Below are 12,364 nucleotides of genomic sequence, written 5' to 3'. Positions count from 1 at the left end.
CCGGACTCAGGAGCCGGACGCCTCCAGGCGCGGGAAGGTCCACGAGCCGTCGAGCACCTCGGGGTGCGGCCGGTAGAGGCGCACCAGGTAGTTCCAGCCCTCGGTGACGGGGATCGCGTTGGCCGTCCCGGGCGGGAAGTCGCCGAAGCGCACGGTGGTCGACCCGTCCGGATTGCGCACGCCGGTGATGCTGTTCACGGTGTACGCGTCGCGGTCGTTCGGTTCGAAGTAGCCGGCAGCGTTGTAGACCGAGATGGACCAGAATCCGTCGACCGGCACCTCGCCGACGGTGAGCTCGTACCGGCCGACGGGGAGGCGGGGATCCTCGCTGACGTAGACCGCCTCGCTGGTGGGCAGCCCGCCCCAGCCCGCGGCGGTGCCGATGAGGTGACGGATCGGGTCGACCTCGTCCCGCGTGCCGAAGGTGCGGTCGAACGACGTCAGGTTGCGGGCGAGTGCCAGGAGGGCGTCGCGGGTCTCGTCGAGCGAGCCGGTGTCGTAGTCCGGATAGTCGAAGGCGGCAGCGGAGGCTGCTGTCAGACCCATGGCGTCCTGGATCTCGTGCACGGCAGCCAGGTCGTCGGCGTCGCCGGGATCGACGAGCGTCCGCACGGCCACCACGACGTGGCGGCTGCCCGGTCGGGCTGCGCTCAGCTGGTACGCACCGGCATCGTGGTAGACCGCCACGACGTGGTGATCCTGGTCGAGCACCATCGCGGACAGGTAGCGGTCTCCGTGCTCCGGGAGCGTCAGCGTCGCGCCGGCGGTCGCATCCACCACGGCGAAGCTGTACAGGGTGTCGCGGTTGAGCCGGATGACGGTCTGGTCGTCGATCGCCGCAGGCGTCCGATTGTGCACGAACCGGTTCACGCCGCCCGCCTTGTGCTGGAGGTCGCGGAACATGCGGTCCGTCTCGGCGCGGGTGAAGTTGTCGGCGCTCACGTGGATGCTCACGACGCCGATCCTGACACATCGGCCCGGAGGCTCGCGAAGCCGCGGTCGGCTCAGATGACGCCCTGAGCCAGCATCGCGTGCGCGACGCGCTCGAAGCCGGCGCAGTTGGCGCCGACGACGTAGTCGCCCGGGTGACCGAACTTCTCGGCGGCGGCGAACGCGGAGTCGTGCACGTCGGCCATGATGGCACGCAGCTTCGCCTCGCTGTCGTCGAAGCTCCAGCGCTGTCGGGCCGCGTTCTGGCTCATCTCCAGGGCGGACGTCGCGACGCCGCCGGCGTTCGCGGCCTTGCCGGGGCCGAAGAGCACACCCGCCGACTGGAACAGCTCGATCGCCTCGGGCGTCGAGGGCATGTTGGCGCCCTCGGCGACCGCGCGCACCCCGTTCGCGACCAGCGCGCGCGCGTCCTCGGCCTCCAGCTCGTTCTGCGTCGCGCTCGGGATCGCCACGTCGACCGGCACCTCCCAGGGACGCGCGCCCTCGACATAGCGCGCGCCGGAGCGGCGCGCCGCGTACTCCGAGATGCGCGCGCGCTCGATCTCCTTGATCTGCCGGAGGAGGTCGACGTCGATCCCGGCGTCGTCGACGACATAGCCGGAGGAGTCGGATGCCGTCACCGGCGTCGCGCCGAGCTGGCGTGCCTTGTCGATGGCGTAGATCGCCACGTTGCCCGAGCCCGAGACGCCGACCCGCTTGCCCTCGAGGGTCTCGCCGTGGACGCCGAGCATCTCGTCGACGAAGAAGACCGCGCCGTAGCCGGTGGCCTCGGTGCGCACCTCGGCGCCGCCCCACTGCACGCCCTTGCCGGTGAACATGCCCGACTCGTGGCGGTTGGTCACCTTGCGGTACTGGCCGAACAGGTATCCGATCTCACGGGCGCCGACGCCGATGTCGCCGGCCGGCACGTCGGTGTGCTCGCCGAGGTGGCGGTAGAGCTCGTTCATGAAGGACTGGCAGAAGCGCATGATCTCGGCGTCCGACCTGCCGTGGGGATCGAAGTCGCTGCCGCCCTTGGCGCCGCCGATGCCCTGGCCGGTGAGGGCGTTCTTGAAGATCTGCTCGAAGCCGAGGAACTTGATGATCGAGAGGTTCACCGACGGGTGGAACCGCAGGCCGCCCTTGTAAGGGCCGAGGACCGACGAGAACTGCACCCGGTAGCCGCGATTGACCTGCAGGCGTCCGGTGTCATCGACCCACGGCACGCGGAAGAGGATCTGGCGCTCGGGTTCGACGAGCCGCTCGAGGATGCCGCCGTCGACGAACTCCGGGTGGGCTTCCAGCACCGGCGCGATGGACTCGAGCACCTCGTGCACCGCCTGCAGGAACTCCGGTTCGTGCGGGTTGCGCGCCTCGACGGTGTCAAGGACGAGGCGGATGGAGTCGGAGGCGGCGATCGCGGCGGGGGGCGAGGCGACGGGCGGCGCAGAAGTCATGGTGCAGGCTTTCGGGGGGTGGAGCGATGGGCCGGGATGCGGCACCTTTTCACCCTACCCACGGCCGAACGGCACTCGGCCCGTGTGACGGCGGTCCCCGGCGCCCGGCGCCGGGCGCGGGGCCGCGGCATCGCACTACGCTGTGAACCGAGCCGCGCCGGCGCCGATGACGCACGGCAGCGGAGGCGAGGAGGCATGATGCGATTCGAGCACCTCGGGGTCACGCCCCGGATCCACCCCGACGCGGTGGTTGCCCCGACGGCGGTGATCAGCGGCGACGTCGTGATCGGACCCGACTGCCAGATCCTGCACGGCGCGGTCGTCACCGCGGAGGGCGGCGCGATCACGCTCGGGTCGAACGTCATCGTGATGGAGAACGCGCTCATCCGGGCGACCGCCACCAACCCCGTGCACATCGCCGACCACGTCCTCGTCGGGCCGATGGCGAGCATCTCTGGAGCGGTGGTGGAGGAGGAGGTCTTCCTCGCCACCGGCACGCGGGTGTTCAACGGCGCGTATGTGGGAGCGCGCAGCGAGGTGCGCATCAACGCCGTGGTGCACCTGCGGACGACGCTGCCGCCCGACTCCACCGTGCCGATCGGATGGGTCGCGGTCGGACATCCGGTGCAGATCCTCTCGCCGGACCGGCACGAGGAGATCTGGGCCGCGCAGCGGGAGCTCGACTTCCCGGGCTACGTCTTCGGCCTCGACCGCGAGACGCCCGACCTCATGGTGCAGCTCACCGAGCGCTACGGACGCAGCCTCGCCCGCCACGCCGACGACCGCCGGCTGGACTGACGCGAGCCCGTCGCCTTCTCCGGCCGGGCTGGCCCCGCCGGCGTTGCGCGAAGCGACCTCGGGACCCTGGTGGGCGCTCGCGGGAGCATCTAGGGTCGGTCCATGGGCCTTCTGGGGACCCGATCGAAGCTCGAACAGGCTGCGGGGGCCTTCTCGAGCAACTGGCGCAACCCCAATCTGCGCCGCGCCCAGCTGAGCTTCCTCGGCGCCTGGACGGCGGAGTGGGCCTTCACCGTCGCGCTGGGAATCGTGGCCTACAACGACGGCGGCGCGCTTGCGCTGGGATTGGTCGGCCTCCTGCGCATGCTTCCGTCGGCCCTCCTGGCGCCGATCCTGTCGCCCTTCGCCGACCGCGGACGGCGGGAGCGGGTGCTCGTGACGGTCTCGCTCCTGCGCGGGGCGGCGACCGCTGTCGCCGCGGCGGTGGTCGTCCTCGCCGGCCCGGTCCTCGTCGTCTACGCGCTGGCCGTGCTGTCCACGATCGCGGCGACCCTCTTCCGCCCGGCCCACTCCGCGCTGCTGCCGACGCTGTCGCGCACCGGGCACGAACTCGCGAGCGCGAACGTGGTTCGGGGTCTGCTCGACTCCGTCGCGACGCTCATCGGACCGCTGATCGCGGCGGTCCTGCTGGCGGTCGCCGACGTGTCGATCGTGTTCGCGGTCGCGGCGGCGGCCTCCTTCTGGGCGGCAGTCCTGCTGCTTCGTGTCCGCTACGACGCGCCCCCGCGGCCACCGGCGCCGCGACCCGACCTGATGCGGGAGGCGATCGACGGCCTTCGCGCCGTCGTGCGCAGCCGCGACCTCCTGCTCATCCTCGGCCTCGCGGCCGCTCAGGCGCTGACGCGCGGCGCGCTCACGGTGTTCTCGGTCGTCGTCGCGATCGAGCTGCTGGGCATGGGCGAGTCGGGCGCCGGCGCATTGATGGCCGCTGTGGGCGTGGGCGCAGTCGTGGGGTCGCTGTGCGCCTCGCTGCTGGTCGGCACCGGACGACTCGGCGCGTGGTTCGCGGTGGGGGTCGCGCTGTGGGGTCTGCCGATCGCGCTGGTCGGCGTGTTCCCCGGGCAGGCGGCCGCGCTGCTGCTGCTCTCGTTCGTCGGCGTCGGGAACGCGCTGATCGATCTGGCGGGGTTCACGCTCATCGGCCGACTCGCCCCCGACGAGGTCATGGCCCGCATCTTCGGCGTGCTCGAGAGCCTGGTCGTCATCTCGATCGGCGTGGGATCGATCCTGGCCTCGGCACTCATCGCCTGGCTCGGCCTGGAGCCCGCCCTCATCGGCATCGGCCTCATCTGCCCGGTGCTGGCGATGCTCTCGTGGTGGCGCCTGCGCCGGCTGGACGGCGCGGTCGGCGCGCTGGATGCCGACGTCGCCCTGCTGCAGCGGGTGCCGATGCTCCAGCCCCTGCCGCTTCCGGCGATCGAGCAGCTGGCGCGGGGGCTCGAGCCGGTCGACGTGCCCGCCGGGCGGGCGGTGTTCGTGGCCGGGGACGTCGGCGACCGCTATTACGTCATCGCGTCCGGTGAGGCGGACGTGATCGGCGACGATCGCGTGGTGGCGACGCTGGGGGAGGGGGAGGGGTTCGGCGAGATCGCACTCCTGCGACGCACCCGGCGCACGGCGACCGTCGTGGCGCGCACGGCCCTCGCGCTCAAGGGGCTCGCGGCGGACCGCTTCATCGCCGTCGTCGTCGGATACGGTCCCAGCGCCCGCACCGCCGCCGCGGCGGTCGACGTCCGGCTCGGCCGCTACGCACCGAAGGGCACGGCGGGCGAGGCGCCGGCCGCCGAGGACGGGCAGCCCTGACGCGCGAGCGCGTGCTCAGCCGGTGTTCTGGAGGCCTGCGGCCACGCCCGAGACAGACAGCAGCAGGAGGCGCTGGAGCTCGGGATCGACGGGTGCCCCCTCGGGTGCGGCGCGCAGCGCCCGCAGGGCGCGCAGCTGCAGCAGCGACAGCGCGTCCACGTAGGGGCTGCGCATCTTGACCGCGCGCTGGAGGACGGGCTTGTTGCCGAGCAGCTCGGTGCCGCCGGTGACCCTGATCACCCAGTCCCGCGTGAGCCTCATCTCGTCGCGCACGAGGGCGGCGAGGTCGTCGCGGTCGCCGAGCTCGAGGTAGTGGCGGGCGATGCGGTCGTCGGTCTTGGCCAGGCTCATGGCGACGTTGTCGATCAGGGTGCGGAAGAGCGGCCACTCCCGGTAGGCCCGCTGCAGCAGCTCCTCGTCGCCGACGCGCTCGAGGGCCGTGCCCAGCCCGAACCAGCCGGCGAGGTTGATGCGGGCCTGGGTCCACGCGAACACCCACGGGATCGCGCGCAGGTCCTCGAGGGACTCGACGGAGAGCCCGCGCCGCGCGGGACGCGAGCCGAGCGCGAGGTGGCCGATCTCCTCCATCGGGGTGACGCGGGCGAACCAGGGCGCGAAGCCGGGTGCCTTCACGAGCGAGAAGAAGCGCTCGCGGGATGCCTCGTCCATCGTCGCCGCGACGGCGGCGAACTCGTCCGCCGCCGCCCTGTTGCGCTGCTCGTTGGACGGCGCGGATGCCAGCAGGATGGCCGCGGCCACCTGGTCGATGTGGCGCATCGCGATGGCGGGATCGCCGTAGCGGGCGAAGATGACCTCGCCCTGCTCGGTGAGCTTGAATCGGCCGTCCACCGAGTGGGGCGGCTGCGCGAGGATCGCGGAGTTCGCAGGCCCGCCGCCGCGTCCGAGGGCTCCGCCTCGGCCGTGGAACAGGGTCAGCTCGATGCCGTTCTCGTCCGCCCACGCGGCGATCTTCGCCTGCGCCTCGTACAGCGCGAGGTTCGCGGCGACCGGTCCGACGTCCTTCGACGAGTCCGAGTAGCCGAGCATGACCTCCAGGCGCCGGCCGGTGGCATCCAGACGCGCGGCGAACTCGGGGTGCTGCACGATCTCGGCGAGGATCGCGGGCGCCGCCTGCAGGTCGGCGAAGGTCTCGAACAGCGGGATCACGTCGAGCACCGGCGGCGTGCCGTCGGGTCCGACGGCGAAGCGGGCGAGCTTGTGAACCGCCGCGAGGTCGTCCGCCGACTGCGTGAACGACACGATGTACCGTCCGGCCGCTCGCGGGCCGTAGCGCTCCTGCAGGAACCCGACGCTCCGGATCACGTCGAGCACCTCCTCGGCCTGCTCGCTGAGCGGGCCGCCCGCTTCGAGTTCCGCCAGCACCTTGGCGTGCACGGCCGAGTGCTGACGCACCTCGAGCTCGGTCAGGTGGAACCCGTACGTCTCGACCTGCCACAGCAGCTGCTGCAGGTGCCCGTACGCCTGACGGGGCGCGCCCGCCTGCACGAGCGAGTCCTGGACCACCCGCAGATCGGCGAGGAGGTGCTCCGGATCCCGGTAGGCGAGGTCGGCGTCGCGCTGACGCGTCGCCTCGATCTTCCGGGCGATGAGCAGGAGGATGCGGCGGTGCGGCTCGTCGGGCGATCGCTTGGCGATCTCCTTCGCCGCGTCCTCGTCGGCGGCCTTCATGCGCTGCCACAGGGCGACCAGCGCGTCGCTCGGCGGCGTGGTGGAGGCATCCAGCGTCAGCGTCCGCCCGATGCGGCTCGCTGTGCGCTCCAGACCGAGCAGCACGTGCTCGCTGGCGATCGCGGATGCCTTGCGGGTGACGGATGCCGTCACGAACGGGTTGCCGTCGCGGTCGCCGCCGACCCACGAGCCGACGCGCACGAAGGAGCGCACGACGGGGGCGCGGCCTCCGGCGGCGGGACCCTGCAGCGCGTCGTCGACGCGGCGGTACACGTGGGGCACGGCGGTGTAGAGCGTCTCGTCGAAGACGGCCATCACCGCGCGCACCTCGTCGGTCGGCGAGGGCTTCTCGGGGCGCAGCGGAGCGGTGCGCCAGAGCGTGTCGATCTCCTCCAGCATGCGCCGCTCCGCCCGCCGCTCGTCCGCGCCGTTGCGCAGGGACGCGTCGTGCTCCTCGAGCAGGGCGGCGAGCCGCCGGATGCTCGACGACACCGCCCGACGGCGCGCCTCGGTGGGGTGAGCCGTGAAGACCGGGTGGAAGCGCATGGCCTGGAGGCGCTGCAGCGCGGTGTCGTCGCCGACCTCGGCGGCCAGGCGCACGAAGGCCGCGGCGACGGAGTCGGTGGCCTGCTCGCGGTCGGGGCGCCCGTCGCGCTCGCGGAGGACACGCACGCGCTGGTGCTCCTCGGCCAGGTTCACGAGGTGGAAGTACGCCGTGAACGCCCGGGCGACCTCGTCGGCGCGGGCGATCGTGAAGGACTCGGCGATCTCGGCGGCGCGGGCGAAGGCCTCCGGCGTCTCATCGGTGTAGGCCTGGATGGTCGCGGTGCGCAGTCGCTCCACGTCCTCGTACAGCCCGGGTGAGCCGCTCTCGCGCAGGACCTGCCCCAGCAGCGTGCCGAGCATGCGCACGTCGCCGCGCATCTTCTCGGGAATCGCCTGCTCCGCCTCGAATCGTCCGACGAGGTCGATCGCTTCGGTGTGGGTGAGTTCGCGCATCCCTCCAGGCTAACGGCGCGTCGTTTCGGCGACGTCACGCGGGACGCTGTGTGACGAAGGCCGCCGGGCGCCGTCCGGATAGACTGGGCCCCTGGTGTGCCGGGAAGTCTGGTCGGCGCGGTGCTTCGGCGCCGGAACCCGATGATCGACGAAAGGACCCGTGTGTCCCTGCTCCGCTCTGCCCGCTTTCCGGCGATCGTCCTCCTCGCGGCGGCGATCCTCGCGGTCGTGCTCGCCAACTCGCCGCTCGGACCCGCGATCGCGTCCGTCAAGGATGCCTACGTCGGCATTCCGGGCGTGTTCGAGATGTCGGTGGGGCACTGGGTGCAGGACGGTCTCCTGGCCGTCTTCTTCTTCATCGTGGCCGTCGAGCTGCAGTACGAGCTCACCAACGGCGAGCTGAATTCGGCGCGCAAGGCGCTGCAGCCGGCGATCGCGGCCGCGGGCGGCGTCATCGTGCCGATCGGCGTGTTCCTGCTGTTCGCGGCACGCTCCGACGCGGTCGACGGGTGGCCGATCCCCACCGCGACCGACATCGCCTTCGCCCTCGGCGTGCTGGCCGTCTTCGGCAGGGGCCTTCCCTCCGGGATCCGCATCTTCCTCCTCGCTCTGGCGATCCTCGACGACATCGTCGGCATCGTCTTCATCGCGGTGCTGTTCACCGAGGACGTCAACGTCGGGCTGCTCGCGCTCGCCGCGGTGGTCGTGATCGTGTTCGGCTTCTTGAGCCGCCGGCTCGACACCCGCGCGCAGGTGCCGATCGCGATCGTGCTCGGCGTGCTGGCGATCGCCACGTGGGTGCTGGTCTACCTGTCGGGTGTCCACGCCACCATCGCCGGCGTCGCACTCGGTCTCGCGATGGCGCAGCGTCCCGCCCTGCGCACCCGGCACGAGCTGGAGCCGTGGGTGAACGGCATCGTGCTTCCCCTGTTCGCGTTCTCGGCGGCGCTCGTCGTCATCCCGTCCGTCTCTCCGTCGCAGCTGTCGCCGGCGTTCTGGGGCATCCTCGTCGCGCTCCCGGTCGGCAAGGTCATCGGCATCTCCCTCGCGGGCTGGATCTCGCTGCGCGTGGGCAACCGCGGCGCGACGCCGCATCTGTCCTTCGCCGACCTGCTCGCGGCAGGAGCCCTGGGCGGGATCGGCTTCACCGTCTCGCTGCTGCTGTCCGAGCTCGCCTTCTCCGGCGATCCGCTCCTGCGCGACGAGGCGACCCTGGGCGTGCTGGGCGGATCGATGATCTCGATCCTGCTCGCGGCGGTCCTCGTTGCCCAGAGGGCGCGGCACTACCGCCGCTCGGAGTCCGCGTCGCCGAGCGATGAGATGCCCCCGCCGGCCGCGACGGAGGGCCAGATCGCATGACCGCCGGATCCGGTCCCGCGTCCGACCCGCTGCGCGCGGCGGCCGACGTCATGCGCGCGGTGCGGGACCGCTGCGTGTGGACGCAGCAGATCGACCACCGCGCACTGGTCCCGTACCTCGTCGAGGAGAGCGCGGAGCTCATCGACGCCGTGGAGGACGGCACCCGCGACGAGCTGCGCGAAGAGCTGGGCGACCTGCTGTGGCAGGTGCTGTTCCACGCCGAGATCGCCTCGCGCGACCCCGAGGCGCCGTTCGACATCGACGACGTCGCCCGCGGGCTGACCGAGAAGATGGTGCGACGCCACCCGCACGTCTTCGGCGACGCCGTGGCGACCACGCCCGAAGAGGTGCTCGTGCACTGGAACGCCGCCAAGGCAGCGGAGAAGCACCACCGGCGCTCGGTGCTGGAGGGCGTGAGCGAGCGGATGCCGAGCCTCGCGCTCGCCCAGAAGCTGCTGTCCAAGGGGTCGCAGGTCGGGGTCTCCGCAGCGACCGGGTCGTCCGAGCCGGATTCCGAGGCCGAGCTCGGCGACGCGCTGCTGGCCCTCGTGGCGACGGCGCGCGCCAACGGGTGGGACGCCGAGCGCGCGCTGCGCGAGCGTCTGCGCGGGCTCGAGCACGACATCCGCGCCGCCGAGGGCACCCCGGGCGACCTGGAAGGATAGGGGCGTGGCATCCGTCAATCCGCCGCGCGGCATGCGCGACTTCCTCCCCGCTGAGAAGGCCCGGCGCGAGCGTGTGCTCGCCGTCATCCGTGAGCGCTATCGCGTGCACGGCTTCGACGAGATCGAGACGCCCGTGATGGAGGAGTACTCCCGGCTCCACGCCGGGATCGGCGGCGACAACGAGAAGCTCGCGTACAACGTGCTCAAGCGGGGGCTCGACGCCGAGGCGATCCGCGCGGCCGCCGACGACCCGGCGAGCCTGACCGATCTCGGCCTGCGCTATGACCTCACGGTCCCGCTCGCACGGTTCTACGCGACCAACCGCGGGCGGCTCCCCGCCGTCTTCCGCTCCATCCAGATCGCACCGGTCTGGCGGGCGGAGCGTCCGCAGAAGGGCCGCTACCGCCAGTTCGTGCAGTGCGACATCGACATCATCGGCGACCCGTCGCCCCGCGCCGAGGCCGAGCTCATCGTGGCCACCCTCGACACGCTCGACGCGATGGGCCTGGACGGCGGGAGCGTGCGCATCAACGACCGCCGGGTGCTGGACTGGATGCTGGACAGCTTCGGATTCGGCGTCGAGGAGCGTCCGGGCGTGCTGATCACCGTCGACAAGCTCGACAAGCTGGGCCCGGAGGGGATCGTGGCCGAGTTGCGCGACCGCGGGGCGTCCCCGGCCGCGGTCGACGCCTTCGAGGCGTTCCTGCGCCGCCCGATGACGCTCGAGTACAACCCGTACGGTGAACGCCAGATCCGCAAGGCGCTGCCCGAGGGCGCGCCCGACGACGTCGTCGCGGATCTCGTCGGCATCGGGCACGCGGTGGCCGCGGCCCGCGCGGCGACGCCGGGCGCGACGGCAGGCGACGAGGGTCTCGCGGACATCCCGGTCGTGTTCGACCCCTTCCTCGTGCGCGGCATGGGCTACTACACCGGAACGATCTTCGAGCTCGCCCACCCGTCCGTGGAGTACTCGCTCGGCGGCGGTGGCCGCTACGACGGCATGATCGGCCGCTTCCTCGGGCAGGACGCCCCGGCGGTCGGGTTCTCGATCGGCTTCGAGCGCATCGTGGACCTCATCGCGGAGCAGACGGATGCCGCGGCCCCAGCTGTCGTCCTCGTCCATGACCGCGACGTGCCCGAGGGGGAGCTCCTGGCGCACAAAGCGGCCCTCGTGCGCCAGGGATCGCGTGTGCGCCTCGAGCAGCGCACGAAGAACCTCAAGGCGCTGCTGGAGCGCGCGGCGGCGGACGGCTACACGGCGTTCGCCACCGTCGGCGCCGGCGCCGCGACGGCTGCGCTCGAGGTGAAGCCGCTGGGCTGACGCCGGCCGGTCAGGCCCGCCCGAAGCGCAGACGCAGCGCGCGGTAGGCGACGCCGACGGCGACGACGACCGCTCCCGCCGCCACGGACGGCCAGGGGAGCGTCACCGCGAGGACGAGGCATCCGACGCCGCCCAGGATCTGCAGGGCTGCCGGATACCGCCGTGCGTCGCCGCGCTGACGCAAGGCCGCGACGTTCGCCACGAAGTAGTACAGCAGCACGCCGAACGACGAGAACCCGATCGCGCCGCGCAGGTCGACCATCGCGACCAGCACCACCACGACCGCGGCCACGACGAGCTCGGCATGGTGGGGAACATGCCAGCGGGGGTGCACGCCGTCGAAGAACCGCGGCAGGTCCCGCTCCCGGGCCATCGCGAACGTCGTCCGGCTGACGCCGGCGATGAGGGCGAGCAGCGCCCCGAGCGAGGCGGCCGCCGCGCCGACGCGCACCGCGGTGTCGATCCAGGCCCAGCCGGAGCGCGCCGCGGCATCGGCCACCGGCTCGGTCGACGCCGCGACGGCGGCCGGACCGAGGGAGCCGAGCACCGCCACCGCGACCACGGCGTACACGGCGAACGCGATGGCGAAGGCGATCACGATGGCCCGCGGGATGACCCGGCGCGGGTCGCGGACCTCCTCGCCCATCGTCGCGATGCGCGCGTAGCCGGCGAACGCGAAGAACAGCAGGCCGGCCGACTGCAGGATGCCGTACGCGCCGCCCGTCCAGAGGGTCTCGGCCGAGAGCCACCCGAGAGCGGCGCCCGCGGAGAAGGCGGCGGTGACGGCGGCGGCGAGCGCCCCCAGCGAGATCACGACGATCACGCGGGCGGCGGACGCGGTGCGCGTCACCCCGAACCAGTTCACGGCGGTGAGGACGACGACCGCGCCGATGGCCACGGGTCGCTCCCAGCCGCTCGGCGCGGCATAGGCGGCGAACGTGAGCGCCATCGCCGCGCAGCTGGCGGTCTTGCCGATGATGAAGCCCCAGCCGGCGACGAATCCCCACCACGGCCCGAGCTCGGCGCGCCCGTAGGCGTAGGTCCCTCCCGACGTCGGGTGCGCCGCGGCGAGCTGCGCCGACGACGTCGCATTGCCGAAGGCCACGAGCGCCGCGATCGCGAGCCCGATGAGCAGTCCCGTGCCCGCGGCATCCGCCGCGGGGCCCCAGACGGCGAAGACCCCCGCGCCGACCATGGAGCCGAGACCGATGAACACGGCGTCGCCGAGGCCGAGCCGACGCTGCAGGGAGGGGGATGCCACGGCCGAACCCTAGCGCGTCCGCGTGGCATCTCCGCGTCACCGGGGCGACGGCATCCGTTCATGCGGGTGCTGTGCCATGACG

General features: G+C 72.4%; 9 protein-coding genes. 5 read left to right on the top strand and 4 right to left on the bottom strand.

Annotated features, from left to right (window positions below; all coding sequences use genetic code 11):
* Positions 1–6: 6 nt before the first annotated feature.
* Entirely contained in the window at positions 7–954 is a 948-nt protein-coding gene (locus ACFRAL_RS07905) for a DUF1214 domain-containing protein (protein WP_378881477.1), read from the bottom strand.
* Between the two features lie 50 nt (positions 955–1,004).
* Positions 1,005–2,387 (bottom strand): NADP-specific glutamate dehydrogenase, encoded by a 1,383-nt coding sequence (gene gdhA, locus ACFRAL_RS07900; protein ID WP_336396462.1) that lies wholly within the window; start codon positions 2,385–2,387, stop codon positions 1,005–1,007.
* Between the two features lie 198 nt (positions 2,388–2,585).
* Here gdhA and ACFRAL_RS07895 point away from each other — a divergent pair, with 198 nt between their 5' ends.
* Positions 2,586–3,185, top strand: coding sequence for a gamma carbonic anhydrase family protein (locus tag ACFRAL_RS07895; RefSeq protein WP_336396766.1), 600 nt, complete (start codon positions 2,586–2,588; stop codon positions 3,183–3,185).
* A 102-nt stretch (positions 3,186–3,287) separates the two neighbouring features.
* On the top strand, positions 3,288–4,988 hold the full coding sequence (locus ACFRAL_RS07890) for an MFS transporter (RefSeq protein WP_336396461.1): 1,701 nt from the start codon (positions 3,288–3,290) through the stop codon (positions 4,986–4,988).
* 15 nt (positions 4,989–5,003) lie between these two features.
* Here ACFRAL_RS07890 and ACFRAL_RS07885 read toward each other — a convergent pair whose 3' ends face one another.
* Positions 5,004–7,676 carry a phosphoenolpyruvate carboxylase gene (locus tag ACFRAL_RS07885; RefSeq protein ID WP_378881473.1) on the bottom strand — a complete coding sequence of 891 codons (2,673 nt, stop codon included), beginning with the start codon at positions 7,674–7,676 and terminating at the stop codon, positions 5,004–5,006.
* A 162-nt stretch (positions 7,677–7,838) separates the two neighbouring features.
* Between ACFRAL_RS07885 and nhaA the strand changes: the two genes are divergently transcribed.
* Genes nhaA through hisS form a run of 3 tightly spaced genes read left to right on the top strand, consistent with a single transcriptional unit; the run spans position 7,839 to position 11,021 of the window.
* The gene (gene nhaA, locus ACFRAL_RS07880; protein ID WP_378881470.1) at positions 7,839–9,035 is read left to right on the top strand and encodes a Na+/H+ antiporter NhaA; all 1,197 of its coding nucleotides are present in this window, start codon (positions 7,839–7,841) and stop codon (positions 9,033–9,035) included.
* Positions 9,032–9,700 carry a MazG family protein gene (locus ACFRAL_RS07875; RefSeq protein WP_378881468.1) on the top strand — a complete coding sequence of 223 codons (669 nt, stop codon included), beginning with the start codon at positions 9,032–9,034 and terminating at the stop codon, positions 9,698–9,700. The genes nhaA and ACFRAL_RS07875 overlap by 4 nt, the downstream gene beginning before the upstream one ends.
* 31 nt (positions 9,701–9,731) lie before the next feature.
* Positions 9,732–11,021: a histidine--tRNA ligase gene (gene hisS, locus ACFRAL_RS07870; protein WP_378882133.1), complete on the top strand. Its 1,290-nt coding sequence runs from the start codon at positions 9,732–9,734 to the stop codon at positions 11,019–11,021.
* A 10-nt stretch (positions 11,022–11,031) separates the two neighbouring features.
* Here hisS and ACFRAL_RS07865 read toward each other — a convergent pair whose 3' ends face one another.
* The gene (locus tag ACFRAL_RS07865; protein WP_378881465.1) at positions 11,032–12,282 is read right to left on the bottom strand and encodes an APC family permease; all 1,251 of its coding nucleotides are present in this window, start codon (positions 12,280–12,282) and stop codon (positions 11,032–11,034) included.
* Positions 12,283–12,364: the final 82 nt, after the last annotated feature.

The sequence above is a fragment of the Microbacterium sp. NPDC056736 genome, from assembly GCF_042790415.1.
Classification (GTDB): Bacteria; Actinomycetota; Actinomycetes; order Actinomycetales; family Microbacteriaceae; genus Microbacterium.
This window is presented reverse-complemented; position numbering and strand designations above follow the sequence as displayed.

Bases quoted from the DNA above. Each gene is read 5' to 3' on its own strand.
- hisS (WP_378882133.1), top strand. From the start codon at position 9,732: ATGCGCGACTTCCTCCCCGCTGAGAAGGCCCGGCGCGAGCGTGTGCTC.
- ACFRAL_RS07885 (WP_378881473.1), bottom strand. From the start codon at position 7,676: ATGCGCGAACTCACCCACACCGAAGCGATCGACCTCGTCGGACGATTC.
- ACFRAL_RS07895 (WP_336396766.1), top strand. From the start codon at position 2,586: ATGCGATTCGAGCACCTCGGGGTCACGCCCCGGATCCACCCCGACGCG.
- gdhA (WP_336396462.1), bottom strand. From the start codon at position 2,387: ATGACTTCTGCGCCGCCCGTCGCCTCGCCCCCCGCCGCGATCGCCGCC.
- ACFRAL_RS07875 (WP_378881468.1), top strand. From the start codon at position 9,032: ATGACCGCCGGATCCGGTCCCGCGTCCGACCCGCTGCGCGCGGCGGCC.
- ACFRAL_RS07890 (WP_336396461.1), top strand. From the start codon at position 3,288: ATGGGCCTTCTGGGGACCCGATCGAAGCTCGAACAGGCTGCGGGGGCC.